We start from the raw sequence: 26,436 nt of genomic DNA on the forward strand, positions 1-26,436 counted from the left end.
CCGACAGATTGCAAAATTCAAAACCCAGATTACGCAGGGATATAAGCGGAGCGGAACCCGATGCCGTAGGTCGAATCCGAGCGGGCGCTATTCAAGCCAAGAGAGAACACGCCAGCGTACGCGGCGTAGCTCCAGCCGCCGCCACGGATCGGAATACGCTCACCGTAGTTACTAACCCAGAGATAATCACTGCCGAGGCCAGCCCCGGGTGGTTGAATGCCAAGATGTTTAAGCATCGTCGGGGGTGTATAACCCGACTTAACAGTTAAACTTTCGAATGTCACAGTGCTATAACCATAATAACTATCAGTAGATGGATCTGTGGTATACATAGGATTAGCACGTGAGTTACTAATCATCGGGTCGCCGCCAATATCGGCACTGGTTTGATTACCATTTCCGGCAGTGGTGTTATCATAATATGCGCCCGTATCCAGCCACCCAGTGACATCGTGGCTGGCGTTCTGTGTTTTGAAGTTATTCATAGCTACGCCGCCGGTTCCGTGAACGTAAATTTTGCCGTCCACAAGTTTCAACCCGTCGTTCCACTCCCACACATTGCCGTTCAAGTCGGCAATGCCAAAAGGCGTATTATCATGATACCAGGATGCCGGTCCGCTTCCGGTGGCCGTGCGACCAGTTTTACCAGCGCCGGTATCAAAGTATGTCTCTTTGCCCCGTTCATAGGTCGCCGAATGATCACACCCATAGTTGTTGTTTCCCCTTGGCATAAATCCGTTTTTCCAGCACCACAAGGCAATGGCCGCCCATTCCGCGTTGGTCATCAAATGCCACCCCGGTCCTTTGGCAGTGCAATAATTGCGTGCCGTATCAAAGTTGACATAGACGGCAGGGTCCTGGCCCGGCAGAGAGAGCGCGCGGCCATCACGCACGACGTTTAGAAACTTGGAAATATAGATTTCCGACATTTCCCGGCCGTCAACAATAAACGCCGGATGCGGGTCAGAAGGCCAAGTGGCGTCAATATCACTGAGTTTAAACTTCGGAATAACGACCATAATGCTGGGGTTGCCTTTGTCGTCATAGACAACGGTGTTTTTACCGCCGCTGGCGGCCTCAATCGATTGACGATAGGTGTCCTTCATGCTATAAATCATTGGTTTTCTCCTCCTTCATTGTTCAGCGGTTTGTTAAGGGGCCAAAGCACTACTGTAACCGCGTCCATGTCAAGCGGCAACTGCTCTTTGTTTAATACCGGCTGCCCCTGATCGTCAACCTGTCCGGTATCCACCATGTGGTACTGATGCGGCGGAATAATAATAGTCGCCGCATACCACAGGCTTTTTTCCCCTTCAACCAAGGTGCCCATATTATCCTGATAGATATCGATAATCTCTTCCTGATCGGACTGCCGTTCGGCCGCATCAATCATTACCGTGTTTTCACCTGTCCCAACAAAAATTAAAGCACCTTCGTTACCGCAAGGAGCTTTCTGACCAGGGCTTATTTCTTTGATAACCATATTCATGACCTCCTACGCATTAGGATTAATCAGGGTCCAGCGTACCCGAATGGCGTCGGCCGCGCCTGTCGATCGCACCTTGAACCCGTTGTATGCTTTATCATACACAATTAGCTCGCCTACGCGGCCCATATCGCTGGCATCTTCCACGGTAAGCTGTACGTCGTAATTCGCGTCCGGCATCCAGAATCCGGGAATGTTTACCAGGGCAAACGGCTGGGTAGTGTAAAAGCAGGTATAAGCCGCTTCAATGCGACGCTCATTGTAGAAAGTGCAAGCGTCTAAATTGGCCGCCTGGTCGCCTGCCGGTACCACAATACGATAAAGTTTTAACTTTCCTTCCGGAACAGTCTGGTCCACAAACACCCGGTATCGTTGCTGCGTGTTGTCATAATCCACATAAGCATAATAAGTTTGACTGGTTGCTCCAGCGTTCGGCGGTACAGCGGCCACACTGGTCTGTTCGTCCGGAATGACCACAATCTTTCCGTCTATATACATCTTCGATGCGGCAGCGGCATTGAAAGTACCTGTGCGGCTAATCTGTAAATTCCGCGTGCCCGGCACCGCGCTAATTACACCGCCGTCAATGACAAATTTGTTGTAAATGACCACCGTGCCTTGCTGCAGCCGCTGTTTCTTCCACTTTTCAAGCTCCAGATTAATGCCGCGCAGGCCGCTCATGGCCTCCAAGAGTACAGCGGCCATAGAGTCCATTTCCGGATGCAGCCGGTCGCGCACGCTTGTCTGGTAAAAGATTGTCTCAATATCCTGCGAAACGATGACATTGTGGTAGAGCTGCCGGGGCGTTGTATTCGCAGCGCCGTAGGCCGGAGCACCTTCCGGGTTTTCTGCTGAATATGCCGACTGATTACGCCGCTTTACCTTGAACAAGGCCAGCGCGTAGACGTAGCCGGTCGCGCACGAAAGAGCGCTGCAGGCAGCCGCCGTGCCATCGCCCGCTATAAACAGGTGAGAGTCAGTCGATGAAGCCGCAAAAGAATAATTTGTTTCGCTGGCATTACCGCCCTGCGCCTTGACGCGCGCCGTATGGTTTACGCCCTCGGGGTATGTGGTAAAGTCCACATCAGCAACCGTGCGCAAACGCCAGCGGAATTGCAGGCGGCGGGTAGTCTCATCCCCGGCAATCGGGTCTTGAATATCATTCGCTAATGTGCCGGAGTTGACGCCGCCATACCGGTATACATCTTCGCTGTCAACCTCCGGTGAAGCAGCGGGGGCCACTTCCTCAAACCAGAATTCGGCAAAGGCCAGGTCGTAGCGTGTGCCGGTGTACGGAGCCTGCGGGAAAATAATATCGCTGGCATCATCGGTCCGGTTAGCTCCATTCAGCCGCGCCAGCCAGCCGGAAACAGCCGCAGTGGCGTTTATAATCCGGATGCAATTGACAGGAGAAGTAATGCCGGTCTGCACATCCATTTGCAAAATTCCGGACGGCAGCAAGGCCCGGAGCATTTCCGCTCTTAAATGGTTTTGAATTTGCTGGGTCAGGTTCAATTCCGAGTCCAAGGGCGGTTTGCCCTGCTGCCACATGACGGCAGAAAAGCTTCGCCCGGTAGGGTCCAAGAGCCGAGATACGCCAGAACTTACCTGCGGCCCGTTTGCCCACAGTTCGCGCAGCGTAGTATCGCCCTGGTATTTGACTATTTTTTCAGCCAAGCAGTTCGCCTCCTATAGTTTTATATAGCCGAGCGACGGTTTGCTGTTGAGCAGCATGCCGACGTTCGGATTGTATTTTTTCCGCACCTCATATTTGGGGTGAGGTATTTCTAGCGTTTCTTTCCGCGATTTCACACAGTTGATTACGTGCCCATCCTCCCGCTTAACAAGCTCCTTCCATTCCGGAACATGCACAATGCTTTGCACGGTAACGCTTTGCGCGTTGTTTAGCCCCTGCGGGCCACACAACACGAATGCCGGACCCGCGAAACCATTAGTCCGGACGGACTTTGTTTCCGGAGTGTTCGTAACCACCACCTGCGACTGGGCGTTATTCAGGCGAAAGACAGCCTTGCCATTCAGCCGGGTACCCTGGAAAACAACTTTTGTGCCCGGTCGGTCCTGCGTGACCGTCTGGACATTGGTCACAATCTTTCCCTTATTGACCAGTCCCCCGGCAAACAGGAATTCCGTAACCAGCTTGTCATATCCGGCATCAACCATAACCGAGGTCGTCCGGCCTATGGCGTTCAATGCATACCCCATCCCGACAAAACGGCTTTCTTTTTTGGTGCCCGGATGCCGGACCGTTTCCGTACGCACCACCAGCGGCGCATTATTCAGCCGCATAGAACCGGCGCGCTGCCTTGCATTCAGCCGGTCGCCAACATACACCGGCTGCCTCACAACTTCATTCCATCCGGTATCTACAACCGTAGTTGCCACATTCCCCGCGGCATTCAAGCGGCCATCGGTAAAAACCACATATTGGCGGCGTTCGACATAAGACAAGTCAATCGTTTCAGCCTGGACACCGCCGCCCGCATTCAGCAGCAATATACGTTCCGGCATGGCGACAACGGCAAAATCTAGGTGCGCCGGTCGTGATTCGTATATGGCCTGTTTTAACTCGGGCAGCCACACTTCAGCGCTCAGCGGCACCTGAATAACAAAAGCGTAGGACAAAGGCAGCTCCATCACCGTGGCTTTTTCATTCCGGAGAAAACAGTTGGCAATCGCCTCAATTTGCTCCGGCGTCATCGTTGGCGGCCGCAAGAGTTTGGCTTTAATTAACGCCTTGCGCAGCTCCAGGCTGGCATCAACCGGCGGCACAAGCCCCAATTCCTTCTCCCACTGAACCACGCCATACTCATCCGCCGTCCCTACACAAAAGCGGTACAGCACGGCATAAGCCGCCTCTTTAAGAAGGTCAACCTGGTCGCCGATCGCGCCGGACAGAACCCGCGCTATCGCATTGTCCCGGTACCGGCTGAGCAAATAATTGCGAATATCCTCCGCCACTTTAGGCAACATAGAGCTTCACTTCCCCCAGCACCGCCACCTCATCAGCGGATAAGCTTATATTCGCCGTCTCTCCATTGATTGTAAAATCAATATAGTCAATCACACCCGCCTGGTCCAGGAGCAGCGAACTAACCCTGGAGTACCGGAGCACATCAGCCTGAAAGGCCATTTTGTTCAAATAATCCTCTACCGCTGCCGTGAAGTTCTCTTGCAAAGTCGCAAGGGCAATGTTCTGCGTGTTGTCCAGCAGCACCGTTGTCTCAATGTTAATCACAACCGCCGCCGCTCCCACCACCGTCACGGTCGCGCCGATGGGCGCTTTCCGTTCCCCCTTGTTGTTCGGCGCAATATAGTCCTGGACGCTTTGCACAATACTGGCGCTGGGCGGCTTTTTGTCCGGGCCTAACACAATCACTTTGACCGTGCCGGGACCGTCCCAAATCGGCACAACGTGCGCAGCGGTTACGCCCGCAACCTCCCGCGCCCATTGCACATAATCCGCGATATTCCCCGACGTTCCGGGGTTTCTCATGCGCTCTAAAAACCGGGCCTTGAGGTCGTCATCCGACTCGGTATCTTCGCCGCCTTCCATCCGGACCACTTTTGCCCATTCAATGCCGGTAATGGCAATTCCGGCTTGTTTCAAAACCGTGCCCGCCGGGAAATTCGCGTCCTTCCCGACATTGACAGCCTGCGCCGGTATTTCAACGCTCAATTCCCCGGTATTCAACACCGCCGCTTCCAGCGTTACAACCTCAACGCCGCCTTCGGACTGAAACAGCGTACCGGCCGGAATGCGGCAGCTAAAAGGAGCAGGGGAATCGCGCCCCGCCGCAATGGTTCCCTCCGACTTCGTGCCCGGCTTGCGCTGCATGCCATAGTCCTGGACCCGTTTGTCCAGCCACTCTCCCTCTGACGACAGCACAAAATACTTATCCGCCAGCGTTTCCAATAAAAAATAGCAGTCTTCAATGACTGCCGCCACCGCTTCCAATATGGTCCGCACCAGGCTGCCGGGGTTAAAGTCGGTAATCTTCCTCGTGCCTGTGTTGATGATATAATCAAACAAAGCTTGCAGAATTTCCGCGAATGTCTTAAACACTTTCCATCACCCGCTTTACGTCGATGGTAAAGACTAAATTGTCCGTCCGGGTATCATTTAAGATTTCATACCGCAAAGTATAGATAACCATGCGGTCCTCATGATATACCTCTTGGGTAATGTCAATCAGCCGGACACGCGGCTCCTGGTTCACGCACTCGCGTATGGCATCCAGCGCCCGCGCCAGGAAATCATCGCTCATGCCTTCGCTCAAAATGTCATAAGCGCCATTGCCATACTCAGGGTGCGCCCACAAATCGCCTTTGGGCGTATTAAGCCGCAAGATGAGTGCCTGCCGGACGTTTTCAATATCATCGACCCCGGCCAAATCTCCCGTATCCGATACAACAAATTCATCATCCGCGCCCAGGCGGATATCGACGCCTAACTGTTCATTCTTCAACTCATCTCCTCCCTAGCCATTGACAAATACATTCGGCGAACCGGCCGCATGGCTGCCGGACTGCCCGCACTTTGCGCATACCGTCCGGTCTCCCAAGCGGGTCACGGCCTGGCCGTTGACAAACACACTGGGCGAGCCTTCCACGGAAACAAAAGTACCGCCGTGCGGGCAATTTGTCGGCCCGGTATCCTGCATCCGGTGCAGCGGCTTACCATTGACAAATACATTAGGGCTGCACACCTGGTTTGTGCCGGAACGGCCATGGGGGCAGCAGGGCAACCCTACATTGCAAGTCCCCGTGGTGTTGTCCCCCTGTCTTGTGACTGCTGGCATATTTCTCACCTACCTGTCATCATTGATGTGCACGTTTGCCCCCCGCAAATACAAATTCCCGCTGGCTTCAATCACAATATCGCCGTTATGTCCCAGCACGATTTTAGACCCCGACTCATGAAAAAGAGCCGGGTGCTCCGCCCCATCGGGCGGCACGTCGGCTCCTTCCGAATATAAAATGCCGGTCACTACGCCGTCATTCAAATCTCCGTTTAGAAAAGTCACTACCACCTCATTGCCTACATGGGGCAAACTTACCAATCCCCAGCCGTTGCCCACGTAGAAACTGCAGACCCGTATCCAGTCGGTTTCTATGTCGAGCAGCGATAAGTGCACCTTCACCCGGTAGCTTTGCGCATTTACGGAGGTTACAATGCCGGTCTGCGCCGTGCTGTTTTGACCGATGCCTTTTCGCATATCCATCACCTACGCCTTTTTCTCCTGGTAATTATACAGGTCCTGCCGGTATTGCGCCGCGCTGTCCGGGCGCTGGCTGGTAATATTGAGCTCGCACAGGTACCCCTCGCTTTTCTGGTAAACATGGCGTACCCGGTCAATGTAATACTTTCCGTCGAAACGCCCGCAGCCCTCGATATCAACCATCTTTTCCGCCGAAATTGCCGGGTCACCGACAACACGCACTTCATCCGCCGTCACAACCGCTCTGGACCATTCCTTGAGGCGCTTCGTCGCCTGCGCTTTGGCAAGTTCATCGGTTTTGGCCTTTGAGTCGTACACAATCCGTACTTTCTCTCCATACTTGTCAATCAAGTCCTGATTGTGGTCCTCCGCCTCGACCAGCCGCTTGTGCTTGCCAACCCAATGCCGTACAACCACCTTGTTAATCACGCCGACCATGCTGTCGTCAAAATTAATGCTGATTACATTCGACTTTTCTTTTTGCCGGTATTTGAGTTCAGCCACAACCGTTTCATCATCATCGCTGCGCGGACCGAAATACAATTCCTTTTCCTTGGTCACATAACAGACAAAGCCCTCTCGGTCGGCCAGCGCCTGCAGCACTTCCCACTCTTTTTTATCCTGGTACAAATCCTTTTCAATAATGACTTCCGTGTCCGTGATTTTGGGAGTCAAGCCCCGTTTTTCCGCCAGGATTTGCGCAATCTGAGACGAAGTGCGCTCGGCAAAGGCCAGGTTGAATTCGCTGTCCAGGAGCGGAGCCGAATAATCCCGGCCCAAAAGCTGCACCGTCATCTGCATGTTAAAATTCGGCCGTACTCCGTCGATCTTGCCGGTAAAAACGTGTGTCAGTTCGCTCTTGTCCCACTCGGATGCATTTTTAACATAGCCCAGCCAAATGCGGATTTCCTGCTCTTTGCGCAGCCAGTCGGACAGCAACTGGTCATTGCGCAAAACGATTTCAAAAGAATCAGCGGCCAGGTATAACGTATTCTCGACTGACACATCCAGGATATCCGTCCAGCGGACTGCAACCGGCTCCTGAGTATCCGGATTATATATTTCAATCCAGCACCGCGGGGCCTTCATTGCGTCGTCCCCCTGCCGCCGCCTTTATACACAGCCTTAATGGCCGGGCGCTTTTTCACGACATAGAGGTCAAACAGGCGTTCATACTCTAGGAGTTCCCCCATGCTTGACGGCATGCGCAAATTTCGCAGACCCGCCGGGATATTCGGCCCCGACAGATCGTTCAGCCGGGCTAACGACCTCCATTTGTGCGGCGTCCCAAAAAGCTGCGTGCTAATCCGCCGTAGGCTGTCCCCTTGCCGCACGATATAGTTCTTGGTCGCAATCACCTTATTGATGATGCTTTTGACTTTCCACACGTCATGATTAAGCCCGCTTGTAAAGTTGTTGATATCATTCAGCGCCTTGGTCAGCTTACTGAGCGGATCAAACCGGTCGCTGACTTTCCCCCGCGCGGCCTGCACCTGGTTCATCGGCTGTAGCTCCAGGTCCGCCACCTGCACAAGTTCAATATCATAACGCACCCGGTCGCTGCGATAGTACTGGAAATCAAAACGGCGGATCAACACCTTGACGCTGATCTCTCCGTACAAGAATTTGATTTCCTCGCCCTTATCCATCAACTTTTGAATATTGTTCGCCTTACTTAGCGCGCCTTCGCCGTCGATTACACCGCTAAACCGGCAGGTCCGTTCTTCCTGTCCCATATCCTGATAACCGGGACGGTAGCCAGGCACATCATACTTAGCCAGCGCGCGGGGGCCGACAAATTCAATCTTTCGCTCCGGCGGAATATCAATGACAATATCGCCTAAATTCACATTTTGACTCACCCGCTCACCTCCTAACCAAAACTAGGGTCAAGCGATGCCTTGTATTTGTTCGGGACAGACAGTTTTACAACCGATTCCCCCGCGCTTTCCGGATCGGAAGCGGAAATGTCGTTGTTGTTTGTAATGTTGAAATAGTAGTTGCGGCCGCCCCCCTGCGGAACCACCGGCGTATTCTCCGGCCCAAAGGGTTTAAAGTCCTTGGGGTCTAAATCAACCCCTCTGATCTTCGGCAGCTCGCTCGGCAGGCTACGGCTCAACCCCAGCGCCGCCTTGATTTTGTCAATAAAGCCGCCAATCCAGCCGATAGCCGTTTGCACAAAGCCGACAATGTTGCTCCATGTCCTTTGCGCCCAACTGCTAATCGCATTCCAGACCTGAATGCATTTGTCCCGGAACCCCATAAAGTTGGTATTCCAGGCCCAAATAGCGGCGGCAATGATCGCCGTAACACCGGCTATAATCCAGCCTACCGGTCCCATGGCAATCAGCCAGCCTGCGGCAATCCGGACGGCGGCCACCATCCACCCGCCAACCAGACGGCCGATCCAGCTCAGCACCAGCCCCAGCCAGCGGATCGCCGTCATAGCCCCGCCGCCCAGCATAGAGCCGAACCGCAAACCATAGGAACCCAGCCGCAATAAGAAGCCGCCTGCCGTCCCGGCCCACCCGACCAGGCGCGCCAGCCATGGCCATGCCAACTGCGCGCCTTGCCATAGGCTGCGCCAAAATCCGGCTCCGGTAGCGCGGATAAGGTCAAAGCCTACTTTTAGATTTTGTACGCCACCGCCAAATTTCAAAATCCATTTGAATACACTGAGAAAATCAGCACCGATTGACAGTAAAATACTGCGCAAAATAGAAAAACCGCCTAGAGACAATTTGAACAGCCCCAGCCAGGTCACTAGCCACATGATACCTTTAGTCACTCCCGGATACTCATTACTAAGCTGTCGCATCTTATTAATTATTGCGGTAAGACCGTCCAATTGCGACGAAATAAATTGCCCAATCGGACTGCCGCTGGTAGCTGACAAATTTTCCAAGCTGCCCATCATATTTTCAGCACGGCCCAGCAGCGTCGTTTGTTTTAGTCCAATCTTCTGTTCCAGCCCCATCGCTTTTGCTATATTTGTTCCAACTTCTTCCCATGAGCCTTTCCCATCTTGATAAAGAGCATATGCCGCCCTGCCGCCTTGTTCACCGAAGATTTTATGCATTGCCTTTTGCACATCATCAGGCCGCATATCCTTAAAAGAATCACGCATGATCTGAATCACTTCGCTCATCTGTTTAAGCCGGCCCTGGTCATCAAAAAAGACGCTATGCCCGTTATCTGTAAGCCACTTCATTTGCTTCATAGTTGAATACTGCTCTGCCGTAATGGTTGAATCCCCGACTTTGACCATGCCTAATTTCGCCATTTCTTCCGTTTGTTTTTTTGTCATTGGAATCAGGCGTTGCAGAAAATCAGCATAGTTTGTACCAGCAGTACTCCCGTCTAACCCCCGGTTGTTAAGCACCGCCAATGCTTGCGCTGTTTCATTCACTGATTGTTTAAGCTGCGCAGCGGTACCGGAAGCGTATTTAAATCCTTCTTGGAGACTATCAATGCTAGCCGTACTTGCGCCATCCACCCGGTTAATCATGTCCGCCACATCTTTCATTTGTGTTCCCGTCAGTTGATAAGCGTTCGATATTTTTATCATGGCTTCTGCCGACTTCTCAATAGGAACTTCTCCGGCTTGGGCCAGATAAACTGCCGCTTGTCCCAGACCTGAATATATATCTTGGAGAGATGCTCCGCCCTTAGACAATACCGTAAATCCATTATAGGCTTCACGGGTACTAAATCGCGTGACATCACCTAATCTTTCAGCTTCAATTTGGGCCTTTTTCAGTTCAGCTTCATACTGTTCTATAGGAACACTGGCGTCATAAGCGGCAATTCGCAAGTTCATTAAAGAATCTTCCACTTGGGCAAAATTCTTCACTGCATTTTCCACCGGGGCCAGCACAGCCATCCCGGTTGCCGCCTGCTCCACACCATTTGTCCGGAGATGGTCGGCTTTATCTTTGTATTCGCGCACAACCTCCTCGGTCTTTTTCACACGCATGGAGATCGTCATATTGCTGGCGCTGCTCACCGTCTGCTTCAGATTCTGCACATCGCGCACGGCTTCTCTTATTCCTGGCGACATGCGATTAAACGCAGTCAGCACCATAGCTACCGAAAATGAAACGCTCATGCCATACTCCTTCCTTGTCAACAACCGCGCCGCCAGAGTATAATAAATTTAGAAAAAGGCCAGAAAGGGGCGCTTGTCATGGTTGAAAAATCGACTGTCAAAAAAGATTTTTGGGGAAACTTATTCTTTTGGTTGATCGTCGGCCCGGCCAGCGCCTTGGCTGCTTTGCCGCTGCTTTTGATTGGAGCCGCCAATATCCTTGCGAAACTGTTTCTCGCCGCCGTTATCGCGGCAATACTGGCTGGAATTATCGCAGCCTTAACTCCGTTTTCCTTTCTCCCCGCATTCTACTGCGTCATGCTGGCGGCAGTCATATTTACAACTGCCGCTCTGATTGCCAATAAATCAAAATAAACCTGAAATGTTCAAGAGGCCGGACGTATCCGGCCTCTTTTTATTCATTCTATGGCGTTACGCTCCTTTTCCTTTTCGCTCAGCCATTCCAATGCCAAATACAGCGCATCTCGCTCTACATCGGTAAGCCTTAACCAGCCTTCGTAGTCGATTGCATGTCCGTATTTAGCGCACTGGATGAAGCGGTATAAGTCTGCCCTTTCCGCAAAAAAGCGGCCGCCTCCTTGGCTTTATCCCGTTTCTCCTCTGTCATGCCAAACAGTTCAGCAAACACCGTCTGGTAAAATGACAAATCGCCGTCAGGCAGTGTGTCGTAAACGTTCTTATAATTGTCCGTGACCGCCGCGCCGTCGATTTCCGTAATGCATTTGACGGCAACATAACCATCCACCAGGACAGCCCCGGACCCAAAATTATCCATGCTCATCTTGAGCATTTGCACCACATTCACCCGGTCGCGGCCGACAGGCTCACGAAATTTGATTTTCTTCCCGCTCGGCAGCTCGAGCGGCCCAAACACTTGATTAGCCATAATATTCATCCTCCAAATTTAATATTTTTAGGCTTCGCTAATTCCTTCCGCCTTGAATTGCAAATCTTTCTCCACTACGCCCTTGCCGGACTTAATCGCCAGCTTCAATTCCGGGATAACAGCATTTTCAATCCTGATGCGGCCGGACACTCCCTTGTCGGGATTATCCGCCGTGCAGGATATGGTAAAGCGCGGGCTTGCGCCGATTTTTTCGCCCCGGCGCAAAGCGGTATACCCATAGACGCGGCTGATAATATCCGTGTTCATCCAGCCGCGCTTGAGTGAGCCGCTGATGCTGATCTCCCCGTCCAGTATCCTGGCAATTCGCTCATTCGTCTCCAGGTATTCTTCCGTCTCATTCTTCACGGTAATATCAACCGTCTGATACTCACCGGCCAGCTCCGGGCCGTTCGGCCCCATGATGCTGACCGACACGTCAAACCCTTGAATAGGGTCATTCTCAATACCTAGCATACCGGTCGCACTCCTTTCTTAGGTTATTTGTTCTCGACAGACATTTCCCGCTTCATCCGGCCGACGATATAATCGGCCGCATACAGCGGCAGCCAGCGCAAAATAAACGTCAAAATACGCGCCGTCACCATTTCCGGAGGATTGGTGTTGGCGTCGCACAAAGTCGGCTTGTAACCCCGAATAAAACCCAGGTTTTTCTGCACCTGCAGGTACATATCCACCTGATCGGCAACCGCCCGCCACAGCGGTTCCGCATGCGGCTCGGAAATCGCCCACTGCAGCGCGTGGTAGACTTCCATTTCCATTTTGTCCTGCTGCCGCCGGATATTCGTCTGGCTCCAGGCCGAATCGCTGGACAAAGTCAGGCCGTTCCGGATGCGGAAGCCCCGGTTGTTCACCAGTGTGATCGGGCTGATCCGCGCCAGGGTAAGCGCCTTTACCTCCGCGTAGGTATACATATTCTCGCAGCTTGTAATACCCAGGATTTGTTTGTTGCTGGGGCTTTCATGCGGATTAATCACCGATAACCGGCCTGCATAATACCCGTCAGGCGCTACAAACTGCCCCGGCAGATCCTCCGGTTCTACCCATGGATATACAAAAATACCCCGGTCGCTGTCCAGCGCCTGCGTCTGAGCGATAGCCGCATCGACAGAAAGGCCGGGCGCTGTGTTTAAGATCGCAACCCTCAGACCTTCGTCAAGGTCGCAGTTTTCGCAAAACGAAACAAGTGCCGTATGAATTTGCGGGCTGTACTGCTGGGCGCACAGCACAATTCCCACCTGCACCGGCTCCAGCGCCTTCAAGCCGCTGCGCGCGCCGGTTGCGCTGTCAACTTTCCCGATATAGTCCGCGTCCGTGGGCGCTGCCCCGTCATTGCCGCCGGTCAGGGACGTATCCGGCACTGTTTCAGGCATCCCCTCCGCGCCTTCCGCCTTACTGACCGTGATAAACTTCGACGTCACCTTGGCGAGCGTGTTCAGCGTCAAACCGGCATACCGCTCTACGGCGCTGCCATATTTGAGCGTCAAATCAAAGTTATCGGCATTCTTGGCAATGCCGATCTTGATACCGTTGCCCCACGCCCCCACGCTGGAAGCCGTCACCACAATGCTGGGATTTGCAGCGCCATCCGTAAAAGTTTTGCTCGCAGCGGCGCTCCCGGCGCCGGCAATGCGCACAATCCGCAAATCGTTGGCCCCGTTGACCAGCGCCCCGTAGGCGCTTACATACCCGGTCAACCCTTCCACGTACCCGCCAAACTTGTCGGTCAACTGCTGAATATCCCCGACCGTTGTGGGCGTGTTCAAAGGCCCCCGTTCAAAAGTTCCCACTATGCCAATCCCGGACAGACTGAGCTGCTGCGTAGGGCGCGGCCCCACATCCGATTCATCAATCTGCACACCGGGAACAATAAACTCCATTGCCACTTAAGACTCAACTCCTTTCTGCTTCCATGCTTATCTTTCCGGTAGGCGGCGCGACCAATGGCTTCAATCGCGACGCATAATACACGACCTCCAGCGTAATTGCCGCCGCGTGCAAATCTTCAAAGTCGTCAGCATACACGTACCTGATATCCTTAACAAAGCTTGTCGCCGCCTTGCCTCCTAACGAGTGGTCAGCCGACAGAGCATGCCTGATAATTTTGGCCATTGCCCGTATGCTTGCTTCGCCATCCTCCGGGTCAACATCTGTCAGATATGCGTAAACAATCACTTTAGCCGTTACTTGATCTTTCAGACGTGTGTACGGCGCAAAGATTTCCTCATCTACCCCCACGCTAATCGTTTTACAGGGTAGCGGAACAACCCCGTTTACCTTTTTCCACTCGCCCACGTCTCCCAGTTCCGGTTCTGCCTGTAAGACGGTTAAGATCGCATCAACAATGTTCTCACTCATATTCGCAGCACCGTCCTTTTAACATAACCAAGCGCAGTATCTTGCAGCAAACCAACCTCAGAATCAGGCACAACTAAATACGGCCGGGCCACAATTCTTACTTTCCTTCCGCGGCCTGCCATGCCGCCGAATTGATGGATGCGTGCATATTTAACGCTTTCAGGGGCGCCAATCTTTACTTGATTTACTTGTGTCTCTACTGTGATTTTCTTTTTCAAATCACCAGATAAACTAAGAATTAAATTTCTCCGAGCTTTTAATGCAGCCTTTCCTAGTATTTTAGCCTTTGCGGCAGCGCCTTTGGCGTTTTGATAGCGTTTTGTCTGTCGCTCTCGCTTCATTGCCGCCAATCCATAGATCATATTGGTAATCGGGCTGCGCGGTTTCCAGCGGTTCGGCCTTCCTTCCGCTTCAAAATTCCGGTCGACAATTCCGCGCATATCTTCGCCCAATTTTTGCATCAAAGGCTTTGTATCTAATCCAAGATTATCCAAAATCCGAATAGCTCTTTCGACCTTTTCAATCCCTTTGGCCTCAATCTTAAATTCTATTTCCGCCATACCATCACCAACGCTCCAGAGCGGCTGTCATTTCGCTGCGCACCGGTGTCGTCGACTGCATGGCCGGCCGGGCCAAAACAGCCGGAGCCGGCCCAGGCGGCGGCAAAAATTCAACGCCCGGCAGCCCATCTAAGAGATGCTCCTCCAGCACTTCGGCCAAATCAGCTTCCGCCCGCTTAATCAAAACTTCCGCCAGGTAAGGCTCTTCCTTGCCCGGCCGTTGGCTGTAATATTTCTCAATGGCAAACCCGGCCGCAAAGTCGGTCGCAATACTTTCAATGATATCCGGCACCGGCTCGGCAAGCGGCACCCGGTAGCGCTTTTTCAGCCTGGCGTCAATCCGCGCCTGCGCTTTCTTGATATACATCTCTACATCCGCTGCCGACATAGCCTTTTCATCTGCCAGCTTCGATGATCCGCGCACCAGTTCCACCGTGGTATACAAATGACCACCTCCATCAAAAGGACGGACCTCCGGCCGTCCTTTTAAACAGTCTCACCTACCGCGAAATTAAAACACTTTCGCCCGGCGGATATAATTCGGATGGTACAGACGCGGCAGGCCGTAGATGCCGACCGTAACGTCCACATACGGATTTTTTTCATTCCCCGACTTGTCCTCGATCAAACTGAACTTGCCGGGCTGGGGCTTGTCCAGTCCGCCGTTGTGCAGGCTGATCGTGCTGCCGAAATCCATGACCTTCTCGCCGGGATAATCGCCATAGACCACGATTTCCCCGTCCGGCAGGAAGGGCTGGAAGGTTTGGCTGTCATCCAGATACCCTTCGTCGTAAATGACGAAATCCACGTCCGGCATGAGCAGCTTAAACGCCGGTACCGCGTTTAAAGTGCTCAAATAGCCGGTATAATTCGACTGCTTGAGCATATCCACAAACTTGGCGCTCTGAATGGCATATCCGGCCGTCACGCTGTTCATATAGACCGTCCTGGCTTTCGCCCCGGTGCCGCGATACCCCTGGATTAATCCGGTTAAAAAGCCAAGCGGGTCGCTTGTAGCCGTAGCCGTCCACTTTTTCTGCACGTCGGCGGAAATATCCACCTTGTCCGGCATGCCGAACACCACCGTGAATTTCACATTGTTTTCATCAATGGCAATCGCGTTTTTCGTAAGCATCTGCCAGACAAGCCACTCAATCCGCACATCCAGGCGGGTGTCTTGCTGCAGCGCCAACTGGTAGACCGCTTCCCGCCCGGCCCGTTCGTTAATCGTTCCCGCTTTCCGCAGGTTGAGCAGTTTTTCCTCATCCAGGCGGCCGGTATCTTTCCAATAAGCCGTCCCCGACCGCTTGGTCTCCATTTTCGGCGTGGACACCGTTTTGGGGTCCGTCCCGATCTTATGGGCGCTGGTCATCCCATACGCCGGATACAGTACGTCATATTCAATTTCCGCCGCATACACCGGCACGATGGGGCAAATGCTTTTGCCGATAAATTTTGTGGTATCACTCACGCGATTGCGCACCACATGCGTCAATTCGCGCGTCGAAGGAAATCCGAATTTCACTCTGCATCACTCCTTGTTTTTAGATAATAATGATCCCGTCAACTTCACGGGCAAATAACTCGGCCATGGCCGCCGCATCCAGCCCCTGCAATTTATCCTTGTAGAAAATCCCCTTAATATAACCAGTCACAACCTGCGGCTCCGCGCTGGCGGGCGCCGCCTCGCCCAAAATCACCTTCGCCGTTTCCCGGCCGTCGGCTGCCGCATTGTCATACGGATAATACAGCTTATCGGCCGTTACTTGGCCCAATACGGTGCCCGCCGGCACTTCCACATCCGTCGGCGCGACCGTCACGGCGATTGCCACTTCCGGCCCTACAATCGCCCGAATCTCAATCATTTCATACACAGCAATCGTCTGTGTTCCAGGAACCATCGGCATATTTCATCATCCCTCCGCAATAAAAATAGCGCCCGTAACTTCAGCCGCTTAAATCTTATACTTGCCGTCGGCGGTTACTTCGCCGCCCAGCATCCTGATATCCTCATCGCAAGCCAGTTTTATTTTGTCCGGATCATCCCCCACCGACTGCGTACCGCGCTGCCCCATGGGAATGCGGTGTTCCTCCGGCAAAGCCAAAAGCGTCTGTTTAAACGCATCGGCCGCCGTCATCTCCAACTCCTTGCCGGTTTGGTCCGCCAGCTTGACCATAGCCTGGCCGGGAGCGGACAGCGCAATGGTTTTCCATTGTTCCACCATCACCGGCGGAATTCCCTGGGCCACCAGGGCAGCCGCATCTTTATCCACTTCCGCCAGCCGCCTGCCTTTTTCCGATTCGGCCAGTTGGGCGTTCAACTTCGCCAGGGCCTCATTGGTTGCTTTTTGCGCAGCTTCCATGTCGGCCAGCTTCTGTTTGGTCGCTTCGTCCATGCCGGGAGCCGGGGCGGTCGGTTTAAAAGAAGCGATAAATCCCGTCATGGTTTCGCTCAGTTTATTGATGGTCTCTTCGATTTTTTTCCAAGGCATATGCTTGTCATCCTCCTTCACTTCACTGAAATCTAAGTAGAACATTCCCGGCACATCCGCCAGCAGCGTTGCTTCCGGCAGCCGGGTTAAAAAAGGTTCATTGGTGAGAGCAATCGCTGAAAGAAGCGCCCCCACACGCTCCCCCGTTTCTTTGTTGACGCCGTTGGGGTTGTATTCGGCGCTGGCAAAGCGGTACCGCTTTGTTCGTATGTTGTCGGCAGCTTCGCTGGTCGTTGGCTCCACCATGCCGAACAGGATGTTGCCTTCCTGCTTGACCTCCTTCACCCAACCTTCCGCCGGAGCGTCGCCAAAGGTTGATTTGCCGTCTTTATCATGGCCCAGGCGGATAAACGGCGGACGGCCCAGCACATTGTTTTGGAAATTACGGATAATCTGATCAAAGGTATCTTGGGTAATGTTCACATCGCCATAGACCGGATGTTTCCATTGTCCCAGGCGTAAAAAAGGAATTTTTAACAGCTCCATTTCTGTTTTCACCTCCCTTCGGCAAAATGCGCCGTTATCCCATTTTCTAAAATGCGTTATTCCTGCGTTAGATTGCGTTATTTTACGTCAAACGCTTATGGCATAACCATTTATACCTGCCCGCCATAAAAACCGCTGTATAAGGCAAATACGGCGGTTTATTTTGCTGTCTTCCATCCCTTGGGCAGCGGCGTCACTTTCGACCAGTCGAGCGTCTCTGCCGTCAGGTATTCCGGCTGGTACGCGCTAAAAAGCGGCGACAGCACCGACCGGCACCGGCCGTGCAGCGGCGGTATGTTGTTCGCCAGTTCCGGACTGTCCATGCGCATCACCTTGCCGTGGCGGCTTCTGCACTGCGGGCTGGTCCGCATATCCATCACCGCTGAAAAGCGCACATAATCCACGCCGGCGTCATAAAACCCCGCCAGCCGCCCCCGGTTATAGGCATAGGTTGTCTCGGTTGTAGTTATAAGCTCCGCCCGGCGCACATTCACCTGCGCCAGCGCCGCCAAAGCCGCGACCGTTTCCTTGCGGCTGGCTCCCTGCAGATGCTCCAGCAGAATTCTTTTTACTTCCGTCCACAGCTCGCCTTCCACATCATTGGCCAGCATATTTTCCCGCGCGGAAAGCGCCTCGATAGCGGCGGCCGGCTCCAGCCAGAACCTCTCCGGGTCAATCACAATCGGACTGGCCAGCTTGCGCAAAAACCACGGCTGCCACTCCGCCAGCTTACGCCTCGCAAACCGGCGGTGCAAATCCTCCACCAGAATAGACGCATGCGCCTGGCCGGTCGCCAGCACATCCTCCGCATGCTGCGTCAGCATACGGCCTAATTCCCCCGCCATGGGAAAGGGCATTTGCACAATCTGCTGCATATGGCGCACGCTGCTCATAATCTGTTCGGCGCGCGCCATGACCTGATCCAGATATCCTTCATACCGGCGCACAAAAAAACGGTCGGTTTCATCCAGCCGTTTTAAGAGATCGCGCTCATTCATCGCCTTCACCTGCCAGCGGGTCGCCAATATCGCCGCCGCGCGTATAGTTCACATATTGAGTCCGCACCTTGTTCTTAAACTCTTCCGGCGGCGCTGCTACCTTACGCTGCGGCAGCCCCATGCGCGCCCGGACGGCGTCAAAATCGGCCTGCAGCCTTGCGTCCAAGTATCCTGCATTAGTCAGCCGCTCAAATACCTCGGACAAAAGCTTCGTATCCTCTTCATTGAGTTTTTTCTCGCCGAAGGAACCGTAATTTTTCTGCCGTCCGAAGTTATATTCCACCAATCGCCGCACCAGTTGCTCCAACAGCGCCTCGGTCAGGTTGTTTAAGATCCCCGACGTCATAATGTTATATATCTGAAAATGGCTTTGCCCTAAAGAGTAACTCCCCGACCGCTGGCCCTCATCCAAGAGCAGGGAAGGAGCCAGTATGCCGCGCGCAATCATTTTGTTAAAATACCCCAGCGCCCGGTCAAAGGCTTCGCCTATCCCGGACCCGCCGCCATTATGCACGTTGATTTTCGGCTCCTGTCCCTCCGGTCCGTAGCGAAGCGCAATGCCCGTGCCGTTTTGCAGGTTCGCCAACAGGCGCACCGCGTATTCAAGCTGGCTCACCTCCCTGTCCGGATTGTCCGGGTCCCGGATATCCTCATCCGGCACCACCGCCGACGTGATCGGCGTCCCGAACCTATCCAGCGCCCGCGCCAGCATCTTGAGCACCGGGTCCTTTAACAGCCAGTTTTTCCGCACCGGGCGCAAGATGCTGCGGCCGTAATGATTGCCGAACCGCTTGCGGTACGTATAGAGAATCGCCTTTTCCGGCGGAATATCCACCGGCGAACCGGCAAACCAGCGCCACTGCTTAAATCCCTGATATCGCCCCGTTTCGCGGTCAACCCGGATTAAGAGCGTCCGGGGATGATACGTCACCAGGCGATGCAAGCGCATCCTGTCCCCTTCCGGCCGCCACACGATTTCCGTGCCGGAAAACCCCGCCCACAGAGCCGTCAGCATTTCCTCGCACGCCGTATACAGGTTGCTCTCCATCTGCTCAAAATTCTCCTGCACAAACTGCGTAATCTTCGGGTTTTCATGGCTGTATTCGCCGATTTTCAGGAGAATGGACATCGTCAAAAACAACAGCGAGATTTCCACCGTTTCATCGGTATCAACCATCCGCTCATACTCCTCCACCGGCACCGGGTCCAGATTGCTGATGCAATCGTCGAACAGGAAAAACGACGTGTCCAGTTGTGAACCGATTTGCCCCACCTGTGTTTTATATAGCGCCAAACTCTCACCTCCTTGCCAGGAATGATTGCATTGCTTATTGAATTTATTCATCTGCGCCCAGGCAGAAAGGAGTTCCGTTATAAATGGACTTAGATGAAAAATGCATCAAGTTACTTCTATGTTTACAATCAAAAAACGACACCCTAAACCTTAGCCAAATCAGCGTTTTAACTCACTTTAGCAATAACGACATACTGGAAAGACTAGTGTTTATGTGGAAAAACGAGTACATTAGAGTCGTTGCATGTAAACAGCCTGAATTTTTGCCAATGGATGGACGATTTCAAATAACCGCCAAAGGTAAAATTTATCTTGAAACCATAGCTAAAGCTAAAAAAGCTCGGATACTGGAATGGATATGGCGTGCAATCCCAATCATTATTTCTTTGTTGGCCTTGGCCAAGTCTTATCATTGGCTATGAACCTCTCACGTTCAGTAACGCTGCCGCGAGGGCGACAAGAGAAATAACTAACGGCAGCCACTTTGGTATTGGGAAGTTCTCCGCAAAAAAATCCAGTACTTTATAAAGCAAATTCACTCTACCCCTTTTATGCTTATTCCGCCGGACAGTCATTAATCTCCCCTTCTAACATCCGAATCGTCAGATATGCCAATATAATCCCCTTGGCAATATCCATGGCAGTTTTATTGCAATGCATCGCCTGGGCGTTTTCTTTCAGAAGCCTTATCGCCCGTGCCGCCATATCCATCCTCATCACCTCCTTTGCCAAATACAAAAGGAGCGCCTAAAAAGCGCTCCTCCGTTTGTTAAGTTAACTTGTAAGTGCCGCCGCTAACTTCGCCGCCTCCGCCGGCGTCAATATCTCTTGCAAAGCCGCCGCCAGTTTCTCCGCCCGCTCCGCCGGGACTAAGACCGCCTGCCTTGTGCGCAAGCTCTCCAGCACATCATACACCCAGTCGAAAAAAGCGTCGGCCTTCGGCTGCCGCGACCAGCGGCAAATTTCGTATACCCCTTTGGCGGAGTAGAGGTAAGTATCGTACTGTTTGCCGTCAGTACCTACCAGTTTGGTAGTTACTGAAAATTTATCTAACCTACTTTTGTGTCGCATATGAATTTTTGTGATCGCTGTAGCTGCATCACTATACCCCAATGCCTGCCCAATCTGCTCCCGCGTCAGCCACAGCTCCGTCCCGTCGCCGTAAAAGTCGCACGCCAGGCCGTCAAACTCCGCCGTCCTAATTAGCGCCAGACCCTGCTGTGTCGCCTTCTTCGCCGCACTGACGGGAACAGCCGCTTTATCTGCGGGGCAGGCGCACACCGCCAAACCCTCCAGCCAGGCATGCACTTGCCGCGCCTCCTTGGCCTGCGACCGGCGCGCCAGCTCCATCGCCCCGCGCAAACTGTACAGACGCTCGGCATGCCGCCCGGCAAACGGCCGGTCAATCATCGCCGTCACCGCCTCGCCCGCCGCCAGGCCGCCCTTGCCCTCCAGCCGGTAGAGCTCCTGTCCCGGCCGCACGTAGCCGAGCAGCTTCCCCAACTGCCGCCGCACCACCAACAACCGCTGACCGTCCGTATACAAGTCTACCTCTCTTCCCTGCCATACCACCTGCTTTTGCCACCTTATCCCGCTCATGCCTTCGTCCCCCTCGACCGCACCGCCATCATCACCCGCCGCCGGTCGACATCCGTCAGACTGCTGTCCAGCACCAAAGCCAGGCAACAAGTATGATGCATGACCAGATTTGCCTGAAAATCATTCAGACCCAGCTGATTCCCTTCCAATGCATTGATCAACATCCTAAGCTCGGCATAAATCTTTTCCTTCAATTCCATAAAAAATACCCTCCTTCGCATAATCACCCTTGCCGAAGGAAGGCTGTCAATGATATACTATCCTTGTACAGCCCGCTTCGGTGGGGTGTCGGCGAGGAAACCGAGGTCTGCCAGGACTTGAGCGGTTTCCTCTATTTGTTTTTTAAGGCTTCGCTAAGAAGCCATTCGGCTGGACTTTTACCAGCCTTGGATGCTAGACTCCTAACTTGTGCATCCTGTTTCTGTGTTCCAAATACTGTACATATACGGATTTTCTTCTTATCCGCTGGGAGTGGCTTTCTTCCGCCACCTTTAGGATTGCGCTCTATACACATCACCTCCAATTTAATTTTAGTTTAACTCAAATTATAATCAAATGTCAATATTTGTGTCTCACATTATTTGCGAAAACTTACCATCTGGAAGGATAATCCAGGCCGATTAAGAAAAAATTCTTTAGTGCTCAGGCTGGAAGGGTGGTGATGCTATGAAGCTGAAAACAAGCACTGCAATCACAGATAAATACATCGGCAATATTGAGGTTTGTGAACATTCAACACTGTCTTTGCATGGCATGATTGTGGGAAATGTGTATATTCACAAGAATTGCATTGGCAATATTCACGGAATGATCATTGGCGATATTTATATCGCCGCCAAAGGAATCGCCAACATCTACGGAACGGTCAACGGTACAGTTTATAACAACGGCGGGACAGTCCGTATTTTCGGAACCATTCATTCTCACATTACCACGAGCGGGAATACATTGATTGGCAATAACGCCATTCTTCGCAACAATTGACACAAATGCCGCATCATCCCTAACTGTTAAGTTGATAATGCCATACGGAAACAGACTTGAATCTTGCACATTCAGGTTTGTTTCTTTTTTCTTGCTCAAATTCCCATCTCTCCCTGTCTGATAATTTTAAGCTTCTTTTACCACTCAATCCCCGTCACCGCCGTCTCCCCGACCACCGCGCCCGGTTTGTCACCCGACCGTCCGCTGCCGCTTTTCGACAGGTCAATCGCCATTTCCAAGCTGTCCGGGCCGTCCTTTTTCCCTTTGGGATAGTTCTTGAGCTGCGTGAGCAGCAACGTATGCTTTTTATGCACTTTCACATAGCCATTGTTTATACTGGGCTGCATCGCCTCAATCCGGACATCCTTGGGCAAGCGGCGATGAAACGGCCGTATCGGTAAATGCAGCCTTCTTTTCATAGCCCGCTTAAATGCCTCGGTTGCGAAAAACGCCTGGAATTGCACATCCTCTATGCCCACAACCTTAAACCGCAGCCCCTGGTTCATATAAAACTCCGCGGTAACAAACAGCGCTTCAATGGTGGCGTCCGGCGTTCTTCTCGCGATATCGGCCGTCAGGGTATACATCTGCCCTGTCTCCCGATCCGTTCCCAGCACGATGATAGACGAAAAGTCCGATTTCTCCGTCTTGCCCAAGCTCGGGTCCACCGTCATGACCAGCAGCATCTTCGCCAGCGGCGGCCGCCCGTCGTCGTCATATTCGACCGGTTGAAAGAATTTATCTTCGCTGGACTTCGGGTCGTTCTGCAGCTCCGACCAGAAGGACTCCTCGCCATCGACCACGCGGGCCACCATGATGGAGTAATAGCCGTCCGGAAAATTCGGGTTTGCATTTTCCCAGAGGATTTTTGCCCCGCGCAGCATTTCCGCCCGGTTCCTGTCGAAAAAAGTTCGGGCATCCTTCTCTCGGGACGGGTTGTCCAGATTAGTGAAAATGCGCTTCCATTCGTCCCAGAGGTCTTCCCGCTCCGCAAAAGAAAGAACCGCCCGGTACACCTTCACGTCATAACCGGGTGTCCGCGTCAGTTCCGCCAGGAGCGAGTCGTCATCAATAATGGTGCCGACAACAAAGAAATCAGTGTAAGCAGCCCCGGCGCGCCGCAGCGCCCGTTTATACCATTTCTTTAATTTCTTCCGTTGATCCGGCGTAGCGGCGTTTTCATCGTTTTCCAAGTCGTCGACGATGATAAGGTCCGGCCGTTTTTCCTTGTTGCGGCGGCCCCGGACCTTCATGCCTGCGCCCAGGGCTTCGACAATGACGCCGGTGGCGGTGACAATCTTGCCTTCCTGCCACACTTTGCCTTTGAGATCGCCGAAGTCCTCGCGGATACGGTCATTGTTCTCCAGCGCATCCTTAATGTTGGTGATAAAGGATAGCGCCTGGTCATAGCTGTCTGACAAAATCAGAATATACCGCTTTTTCTTATAGACAATCGTCCAATTCGGAAAAATGAAATCCCATAACGTTGTTTTTGCGTGGCCGCGGGGCGCCACCCGCACCACGCTGGAGCCGCCGCCCTTTTCAACCACGTCGCGGAAATCTTCGCACCATTCCCGGTGAAACAAGGGCATTTCCGACGGAATATACTCCGGAAAGTAGGCGCGGGCAAAATATTCCGGCTCCCGTTCGGCTAAAGCCTTCCGGATACCGGCAGGCCCGAAGAGCGGAGTCTTCTGTTCGTTAATCAGCTTGACTATGTCCGGATGAAGGTCGGCATAACTGTTAAGCAGCACAATTTCCCAGTATTCCGGTTCCCGTGCCGTTTCTTGTCCGACCAGACGCTTTAAAATATTTGCCTGTTGGGGTTGCGGCGCATTGGCCGCCTTCTTTCTCGTTGCCATAAGGCACCCCCTATCCGGCCGTCAATTCAGTCCGGATAGTCTCCAATTTGGCTGCCAATACAGCCATGATATCCGGCATATCGGCCAGCACCGTGCGCAGCTCATCCATAATCCTGCCCACCGCCGCGCTTACCCCTTGGTCATATTGCAGCTTAAGCTTTTCCCGCGCCACTGCGCTGCGCTCCAGGGACGCCACCAAGCGCCCGACTTTATCCAGCGGCAGCGCGTCAAATTCGTCGCCAGCGGTAGCGATGCGCGTCAAGAGCCCCTGCATCATGACCTGGTTTGCCGCTTCGGCCAGGTCGGTGCCAGGCTGATCGCGCACAGCATCAATCAGGACTTTCATTTGTTCCCGCGTCTTGGTAATCCGTTCGGCCACTTGCTCAAAGGATGCATGGTACCGCTGGATCGACGACTTGGAAATGCGTTCACCGGCTTCCGCCACCGCTTCCATGATATCTTCGTAAATATATCCGTCCGCCAGCATCCGGTCAATGAGCTCCCGGCATTTCAGCCGCTCCACCTTATAGTGCCTGCGGTTTTGTTTACGGCCGCCTTTTGCCATTACAAACACACTCCCGGATCGGAGAGCGTCCCTTCCAGCAAATCAATTCCTTTCGCCGTCAAATTTACCAATAGCAGCGTTGTTCCAAGCAAGCTTAAACCCGCCTCTTTCATCGTCACATAGCCCCGCTCTTCCAGGTATTTGATGTATCCTTCCAGTTGCGTGGGCGATGCAGCCATACCGGCGTCCACCAAGCAAACGTCCAGCACATTGGACCCTACCGGCTGCGGGTATGAAATCTTACAGACCTTGAGGATGTATCCCCTGGCCTGTTTGTTAAGCACTGTTCCTAATGCCATGCAATTCACCACCTTTTTATTTTTGTTCCAATAGCCGGTCAAGCTTCCGGCCGAAGTCGGCCATTGTCCGGATATAGTCCTCTCTGAGGACATACGTGCGCGGCAGGCTTGACTTCATTTCCGTGAGCTCATCCCGCAGTTTATCGGTCTCTTTTTTCCGCTCGCTCATATCCCGGTCAATCTGTTCACGCGTCGCTTTCAGAAAATAGGCCACCGCTGTCAGCAGCACGCTAATCACGCCCTGCACTGCCCAAAAAACCATTTGCTCCATCATTTCAACACCACCAATCTCCTCCTGGACCGTATTGCCCCTCCCGCCGTACGTTCATACGAATCGTGCGCCATCAGTTCCCGTATATCCCGTTCGCTCAATTGCTCTTTCACCCGCGCTTTTCCGTTGCTGGGCGACCGGCATTGCTCCTTGGTTCTTTTCATCCGCATCATCCCCTTGATAAAAAATAAAAACCGCCCTGCACGAGAGCGGTTTGCTGTTCAATTTTGTCGACACTTCGACCTATATATAGCATAGCACAATTTTGTTTTTGAAGATTCCCGATTTTTTACCGTTTTTTTACCGCGAAATTACCGTAAAATTACCGTGATATTACCGCAAAATTACCACCCCGCAAAAATACTGGGCTGAAGGCCCCTAAAAAGTCTCATACAATGCAAAAAATGCTGGTCACATTGCCAGCATTTTTACATACTCTTCATATTCAAGGTAGCCAAATATGGCCGCCGCTCTTGTCACAGTTGTATCCCTCAGCCGGTAATACGTAGTGGAGGATATGACCATTTCCCGTAGGATTGTGCCTCTCGCCAAGTTTTTAAAATACTTAAGTTTCACAAATTCCCGTTCTTCTTCCGAACACAACTCTAAAAAACCATTCACAAGCTCAAATTCCTTCAATACTTTGAGCAAACTTTCATCGCACGCCTTTTCCATGCCCTCAAACCGCATGGCCCATTTTGCCGCCCCGTCGCCGTGGGAGCCTACCGCCCTGATACCGGTTCCATCACCAACCGTTCGCGCGCCTAAAGGATAGGCTTCCCTTAATTCGGCCGCCAAATCCCTATGCCGCGCCATCAGGGCCGGGTAAGCATACAAACGTCCTTCCGTCTTGCTAAACCAGCTTTTACTGCTATCTTTAGTTGCCGTCGCCTGCATGCCATCCCTCCCGAATCTACCGTCTTAGCCTCA

Annotated in this window: 35 protein-coding genes; 3 read left to right on the top strand and 32 right to left on the bottom strand. The window is 52.8% G+C overall.

Annotation, left to right across the window (positions count from 1 at the left end):
- Positions 1-29: 29 nt before the first annotated feature.
- From SCACP_RS15330 to SCACP_RS15380, 11 genes are read right to left on the bottom strand one after another with little or no spacing between them, the layout of a single operon-like run.
- Positions 30-1,118, bottom strand: coding sequence for an SUMF1/EgtB/PvdO family nonheme iron enzyme (locus SCACP_RS15330; protein WP_425058358.1), 1,089 nt, complete (start codon positions 1,116-1,118; stop codon positions 30-32).
- Positions 1,115-1,483 (bottom strand): hypothetical protein, encoded by a 369-nt coding sequence (locus tag SCACP_RS15335; RefSeq protein WP_425057606.1) that lies wholly within the window; start codon positions 1,481-1,483, stop codon positions 1,115-1,117. The genes SCACP_RS15330 and SCACP_RS15335 overlap by 4 nt, the downstream gene beginning before the upstream one ends.
- Before the next feature lie 12 nt (positions 1,484-1,495).
- Complete coding sequence (locus SCACP_RS15340) at positions 1,496-3,163, bottom strand: hypothetical protein (protein ID WP_425058359.1); 1,668 nt, start codon at positions 3,161-3,163, stop codon at positions 1,496-1,498.
- 12 nt (positions 3,164-3,175) lie between these two features.
- On the bottom strand, positions 3,176-4,477 hold the full coding sequence (locus SCACP_RS15345; RefSeq protein ID WP_425058360.1) for a putative phage tail protein: 1,302 nt from the start codon (positions 4,475-4,477) through the stop codon (positions 3,176-3,178).
- Positions 4,467-5,570: a baseplate J/gp47 family protein gene (locus SCACP_RS15350; protein ID WP_425058361.1), complete on the bottom strand. Its 1,104-nt coding sequence runs from the start codon at positions 5,568-5,570 to the stop codon at positions 4,467-4,469. Before SCACP_RS15350 ends, SCACP_RS15345 begins: the two co-directional genes overlap by 11 nt.
- Positions 5,563-5,973 carry a GPW/gp25 family protein gene (locus tag SCACP_RS15355; protein WP_425058362.1) on the bottom strand — a complete coding sequence of 137 codons (411 nt, stop codon included), beginning with the start codon at positions 5,971-5,973 and terminating at the stop codon, positions 5,563-5,565. Before SCACP_RS15355 ends, SCACP_RS15350 begins: the two co-directional genes overlap by 8 nt.
- Positions 5,974-5,985: 12 nt before the next feature.
- Positions 5,986-6,306 (bottom strand): PAAR domain-containing protein, encoded by a 321-nt coding sequence (locus SCACP_RS15360; protein WP_425058363.1) that lies wholly within the window; start codon positions 6,304-6,306, stop codon positions 5,986-5,988.
- Between the two features lie 9 nt (positions 6,307-6,315).
- Positions 6,316-6,729 (bottom strand): phage baseplate assembly protein V, encoded by a 414-nt coding sequence (locus SCACP_RS15365; RefSeq protein WP_425058364.1) that lies wholly within the window; start codon positions 6,727-6,729, stop codon positions 6,316-6,318.
- A gap of 3 nt (positions 6,730-6,732) precedes the next feature.
- Entirely contained in the window at positions 6,733-7,815 is a 1,083-nt protein-coding gene (locus SCACP_RS15370) for a phage late control D family protein (protein WP_425058365.1), read from the bottom strand.
- Positions 7,812-8,588: a LysM peptidoglycan-binding domain-containing protein gene (locus SCACP_RS15375; protein WP_425058366.1), complete on the bottom strand. Its 777-nt coding sequence runs from the start codon at positions 8,586-8,588 to the stop codon at positions 7,812-7,814. Before SCACP_RS15375 ends, SCACP_RS15370 begins: the two co-directional genes overlap by 4 nt.
- Positions 8,589-8,599: 11 nt before the next feature.
- A complete protein-coding gene (locus SCACP_RS15380; protein WP_425058367.1) occupies positions 8,600-10,834 on the bottom strand; it encodes a phage tail tape measure protein in 2,235 nt (744 codons plus the stop codon).
- Between the two features lie 78 nt (positions 10,835-10,912).
- Between SCACP_RS15380 and SCACP_RS15385 the strand changes: the two genes are divergently transcribed.
- Positions 10,913-11,188, top strand: a complete 276-nt coding sequence (locus SCACP_RS15385; RefSeq protein WP_425058368.1) for a hypothetical protein — start codon at positions 10,913-10,915, stop codon at positions 11,186-11,188.
- A 130-nt stretch (positions 11,189-11,318) separates the two neighbouring features.
- On the opposite strand, the gene SCACP_RS15390 is transcribed toward SCACP_RS15385, so the two are convergent.
- The 11 genes from SCACP_RS15390 to SCACP_RS15440 form a co-directional block, all read right to left on the bottom strand.
- The gene (locus tag SCACP_RS15390) at positions 11,319-11,720 is read right to left on the bottom strand and encodes a hypothetical protein (RefSeq protein WP_425058369.1); all 402 of its coding nucleotides are present in this window, start codon (positions 11,718-11,720) and stop codon (positions 11,319-11,321) included.
- Between the two features lie 27 nt (positions 11,721-11,747).
- Complete coding sequence (locus SCACP_RS15395) at positions 11,748-12,194, bottom strand: hypothetical protein (RefSeq protein WP_425058370.1); 447 nt, start codon at positions 12,192-12,194, stop codon at positions 11,748-11,750.
- A gap of 23 nt (positions 12,195-12,217) precedes the next feature.
- Positions 12,218-13,618 (bottom strand): phage tail sheath subtilisin-like domain-containing protein, encoded by a 1,401-nt coding sequence (locus SCACP_RS15400; RefSeq protein WP_425061421.1) that lies wholly within the window; start codon positions 13,616-13,618, stop codon positions 12,218-12,220.
- Between the two features lie 13 nt (positions 13,619-13,631).
- Positions 13,632-14,096, bottom strand: a complete 465-nt coding sequence (locus SCACP_RS15405) for a hypothetical protein (protein WP_425058371.1) — start codon at positions 14,094-14,096, stop codon at positions 13,632-13,634.
- Entirely contained in the window at positions 14,093-14,656 is a 564-nt protein-coding gene (locus tag SCACP_RS15410) for a phage virion morphogenesis protein (RefSeq protein ID WP_425058372.1), read from the bottom strand. The genes SCACP_RS15405 and SCACP_RS15410 overlap by 4 nt, the downstream gene beginning before the upstream one ends.
- 4 nt (positions 14,657-14,660) lie before the next feature.
- Positions 14,661-15,101, bottom strand: a complete 441-nt coding sequence (locus SCACP_RS15415; protein WP_425058373.1) for a phage protein Gp36 family protein — start codon at positions 15,099-15,101, stop codon at positions 14,661-14,663.
- A gap of 66 nt (positions 15,102-15,167) precedes the next feature.
- A complete protein-coding gene (locus SCACP_RS15420) occupies positions 15,168-16,181 on the bottom strand; it encodes a major capsid protein (RefSeq protein ID WP_425058374.1) in 1,014 nt (337 codons plus the stop codon).
- A gap of 19 nt (positions 16,182-16,200) precedes the next feature.
- A complete protein-coding gene (locus SCACP_RS15425; RefSeq protein ID WP_425058375.1) occupies positions 16,201-16,557 on the bottom strand; it encodes a head decoration protein in 357 nt (118 codons plus the stop codon).
- 54 nt (positions 16,558-16,611) lie between these two features.
- Entirely contained in the window at positions 16,612-17,634 is a 1,023-nt protein-coding gene (locus SCACP_RS15430) for a phage protease (protein ID WP_425058376.1), read from the bottom strand.
- Between the two features lie 158 nt (positions 17,635-17,792).
- Positions 17,793-18,632, bottom strand: a complete 840-nt coding sequence (locus tag SCACP_RS15435) for a minor capsid protein (protein WP_425061422.1) — start codon at positions 18,630-18,632, stop codon at positions 17,793-17,795.
- Entirely contained in the window at positions 18,625-19,926 is a 1,302-nt protein-coding gene (locus SCACP_RS15440) for a phage portal protein family protein (RefSeq protein ID WP_425058377.1), read from the bottom strand. Before SCACP_RS15440 ends, SCACP_RS15435 begins: the two co-directional genes overlap by 8 nt.
- 83 nt (positions 19,927-20,009) lie before the next feature.
- On the opposite strand from SCACP_RS15440, the gene SCACP_RS15445 reads away from it, so the two are divergent.
- Positions 20,010-20,348, top strand: coding sequence for a hypothetical protein (locus SCACP_RS15445; RefSeq protein ID WP_425058378.1), 339 nt, complete (start codon positions 20,010-20,012; stop codon positions 20,346-20,348).
- A 133-nt stretch (positions 20,349-20,481) separates the two neighbouring features.
- Here the strand turns inward: SCACP_RS15445 and SCACP_RS15450 are convergent, their stop codons facing one another.
- The 4 genes from SCACP_RS15450 to SCACP_RS15465 all read right to left on the bottom strand — a co-directional run bounded on the left by SCACP_RS15450 (position 20,482) and on the right by SCACP_RS15465 (position 21,725).
- The gene (locus tag SCACP_RS15450) at positions 20,482-20,637 is read right to left on the bottom strand and encodes a hypothetical protein (RefSeq protein WP_425058379.1); all 156 of its coding nucleotides are present in this window, start codon (positions 20,635-20,637) and stop codon (positions 20,482-20,484) included.
- 63 nt (positions 20,638-20,700) lie between these two features.
- Positions 20,701-21,336, bottom strand: a complete 636-nt coding sequence (locus SCACP_RS15455; protein WP_425058380.1) for a BRO-N domain-containing protein — start codon at positions 21,334-21,336, stop codon at positions 20,701-20,703.
- Positions 21,329-21,493, bottom strand: a complete 165-nt coding sequence (locus tag SCACP_RS15460) for a hypothetical protein (RefSeq protein ID WP_425058381.1) — start codon at positions 21,491-21,493, stop codon at positions 21,329-21,331. Before SCACP_RS15460 ends, SCACP_RS15455 begins: the two co-directional genes overlap by 8 nt.
- Before the next feature lie 28 nt (positions 21,494-21,521).
- Positions 21,522-21,725, bottom strand: coding sequence for a hypothetical protein (locus tag SCACP_RS15465; protein WP_425058382.1), 204 nt, complete (start codon positions 21,723-21,725; stop codon positions 21,522-21,524).
- Positions 21,726-22,191: 466 nt separating this feature from the next.
- On the opposite strand from SCACP_RS15465, the gene SCACP_RS15470 reads away from it, so the two are divergent.
- Positions 22,192-22,509, top strand: coding sequence for a hypothetical protein (locus tag SCACP_RS15470; protein WP_425058383.1), 318 nt, complete (start codon positions 22,192-22,194; stop codon positions 22,507-22,509).
- A gap of 137 nt (positions 22,510-22,646) precedes the next feature.
- Here SCACP_RS15470 and SCACP_RS15475 read toward each other — a convergent pair whose 3' ends face one another.
- The 6 genes from SCACP_RS15475 to SCACP_RS15500 all read right to left on the bottom strand — a co-directional run bounded on the left by SCACP_RS15475 (position 22,647) and on the right by SCACP_RS15500 (position 26,403).
- The gene (locus SCACP_RS15475; RefSeq protein ID WP_425058384.1) at positions 22,647-24,371 is read right to left on the bottom strand and encodes a phage terminase large subunit; all 1,725 of its coding nucleotides are present in this window, start codon (positions 24,369-24,371) and stop codon (positions 22,647-22,649) included.
- Between the two features lie 10 nt (positions 24,372-24,381).
- A complete protein-coding gene (locus tag SCACP_RS15480; RefSeq protein ID WP_425058385.1) occupies positions 24,382-24,936 on the bottom strand; it encodes a phage protein Gp27 family protein in 555 nt (184 codons plus the stop codon).
- Entirely contained in the window at positions 24,936-25,235 is a 300-nt protein-coding gene (locus SCACP_RS15485; protein WP_425058386.1) for a hypothetical protein, read from the bottom strand. The genes SCACP_RS15480 and SCACP_RS15485 overlap by 1 nt, the downstream gene beginning before the upstream one ends.
- A 16-nt stretch (positions 25,236-25,251) precedes the next feature.
- A complete protein-coding gene (locus SCACP_RS15490; RefSeq protein ID WP_277669107.1) occupies positions 25,252-25,509 on the bottom strand; it encodes a hypothetical protein in 258 nt (85 codons plus the stop codon).
- On the bottom strand, positions 25,506-25,670 hold the full coding sequence (locus SCACP_RS15495; protein ID WP_425058387.1) for a hypothetical protein: 165 nt from the start codon (positions 25,668-25,670) through the stop codon (positions 25,506-25,508). Before SCACP_RS15495 ends, SCACP_RS15490 begins: the two co-directional genes overlap by 4 nt.
- Before the next feature lie 247 nt (positions 25,671-25,917).
- Positions 25,918-26,403 (bottom strand): hypothetical protein, encoded by a 486-nt coding sequence (locus tag SCACP_RS15500; RefSeq protein WP_425058388.1) that lies wholly within the window; start codon positions 26,401-26,403, stop codon positions 25,918-25,920.
- Positions 26,404-26,436: the final 33 nt, after the last annotated feature.

The sequence above is a fragment of the Sporomusaceae bacterium ACPt genome, from assembly GCA_041428575.1.
Taxonomy (GTDB): Bacteria; Bacillota; Negativicutes; order Sporomusales; family Sporomusaceae; genus Sporomusa_D; species Sporomusa_D carbonis.

Excerpts from the sequence above, each read along its gene's own strand:
- SCACP_RS15330 (WP_425058358.1), bottom strand. The coding sequence starts at position 1,118 with ATGATTTATAGCATGAAGGACACCTATCGTCAATCGATTGAGGCCGCC.
- SCACP_RS15335 (WP_425057606.1), bottom strand. The coding sequence starts at position 1,483 with ATGGTTATCAAAGAAATAAGCCCTGGTCAGAAAGCTCCTTGCGGTAAC.
- SCACP_RS15345 (WP_425058360.1), bottom strand. The coding sequence starts at position 4,477 with ATGTTGCCTAAAGTGGCGGAGGATATTCGCAATTATTTGCTCAGCCGG.
- SCACP_RS15360 (WP_425058363.1), bottom strand. The coding sequence starts at position 6,306 with ATGCCAGCAGTCACAAGACAGGGGGACAACACCACGGGGACTTGCAAT.
- SCACP_RS15365 (WP_425058364.1), bottom strand. The coding sequence starts at position 6,729 with ATGGATATGCGAAAAGGCATCGGTCAAAACAGCACGGCGCAGACCGGC.
- SCACP_RS15370 (WP_425058365.1), bottom strand. The coding sequence starts at position 7,815 with ATGAAGGCCCCGCGGTGCTGGATTGAAATATATAATCCGGATACTCAG.
- SCACP_RS15380 (WP_425058367.1), bottom strand. The coding sequence starts at position 10,834 with ATGAGCGTTTCATTTTCGGTAGCTATGGTGCTGACTGCGTTTAATCGC.
- SCACP_RS15385 (WP_425058368.1), top strand. The coding sequence starts at position 10,913 with ATGGTTGAAAAATCGACTGTCAAAAAAGATTTTTGGGGAAACTTATTC.
- SCACP_RS15390 (WP_425058369.1), bottom strand. The coding sequence starts at position 11,720 with ATGGCTAATCAAGTGTTTGGGCCGCTCGAGCTGCCGAGCGGGAAGAAA.
- SCACP_RS15395 (WP_425058370.1), bottom strand. The coding sequence starts at position 12,194 with ATGCTAGGTATTGAGAATGACCCTATTCAAGGGTTTGACGTGTCGGTC.
- SCACP_RS15400 (WP_425061421.1), bottom strand. The coding sequence starts at position 13,618 with ATGGAGTTTATTGTTCCCGGTGTGCAGATTGATGAATCGGATGTGGGG.
- SCACP_RS15405 (WP_425058371.1), bottom strand. The coding sequence starts at position 14,096 with ATGAGTGAGAACATTGTTGATGCGATCTTAACCGTCTTACAGGCAGAA.
- SCACP_RS15410 (WP_425058372.1), bottom strand. The coding sequence starts at position 14,656 with ATGGCGGAAATAGAATTTAAGATTGAGGCCAAAGGGATTGAAAAGGTC.
- SCACP_RS15425 (WP_425058375.1), bottom strand. The coding sequence starts at position 16,557 with ATGGTTCCTGGAACACAGACGATTGCTGTGTATGAAATGATTGAGATT.
- SCACP_RS15430 (WP_425058376.1), bottom strand. The coding sequence starts at position 17,634 with ATGGAGCTGTTAAAAATTCCTTTTTTACGCCTGGGACAATGGAAACAT.
- SCACP_RS15435 (WP_425061422.1), bottom strand. The coding sequence starts at position 18,632 with ATGAATGAGCGCGATCTCTTAAAACGGCTGGATGAAACCGACCGTTTT.
- SCACP_RS15445 (WP_425058378.1), top strand. The coding sequence starts at position 20,010 with ATGGACTTAGATGAAAAATGCATCAAGTTACTTCTATGTTTACAATCA.
- SCACP_RS15450 (WP_425058379.1), bottom strand. The coding sequence starts at position 20,637 with ATGGATATGGCGGCACGGGCGATAAGGCTTCTGAAAGAAAACGCCCAG.
- SCACP_RS15455 (WP_425058380.1), bottom strand. The coding sequence starts at position 21,336 with ATGATTGACCGGCCGTTTGCCGGGCGGCATGCCGAGCGTCTGTACAGT.
- SCACP_RS15460 (WP_425058381.1), bottom strand. The coding sequence starts at position 21,493 with ATGGCAGGGAAGAGAGGTAGACTTGTATACGGACGGTCAGCGGTTGTT.
- SCACP_RS15465 (WP_425058382.1), bottom strand. The coding sequence starts at position 21,725 with ATGGAATTGAAGGAAAAGATTTATGCCGAGCTTAGGATGTTGATCAAT.
- SCACP_RS15470 (WP_425058383.1), top strand. The coding sequence starts at position 22,192 with ATGAAGCTGAAAACAAGCACTGCAATCACAGATAAATACATCGGCAAT.
- SCACP_RS15475 (WP_425058384.1), bottom strand. The coding sequence starts at position 24,371 with ATGGCAACGAGAAAGAAGGCGGCCAATGCGCCGCAACCCCAACAGGCA.
- SCACP_RS15480 (WP_425058385.1), bottom strand. The coding sequence starts at position 24,936 with ATGGCAAAAGGCGGCCGTAAACAAAACCGCAGGCACTATAAGGTGGAG.
- SCACP_RS15485 (WP_425058386.1), bottom strand. The coding sequence starts at position 25,235 with ATGGCATTAGGAACAGTGCTTAACAAACAGGCCAGGGGATACATCCTC.
- SCACP_RS15490 (WP_277669107.1), bottom strand. The coding sequence starts at position 25,509 with ATGATGGAGCAAATGGTTTTTTGGGCAGTGCAGGGCGTGATTAGCGTG.
- SCACP_RS15495 (WP_425058387.1), bottom strand. The coding sequence starts at position 25,670 with ATGAAAAGAACCAAGGAGCAATGCCGGTCGCCCAGCAACGGAAAAGCG.
- SCACP_RS15500 (WP_425058388.1), bottom strand. The coding sequence starts at position 26,403 with ATGCAGGCGACGGCAACTAAAGATAGCAGTAAAAGCTGGTTTAGCAAG.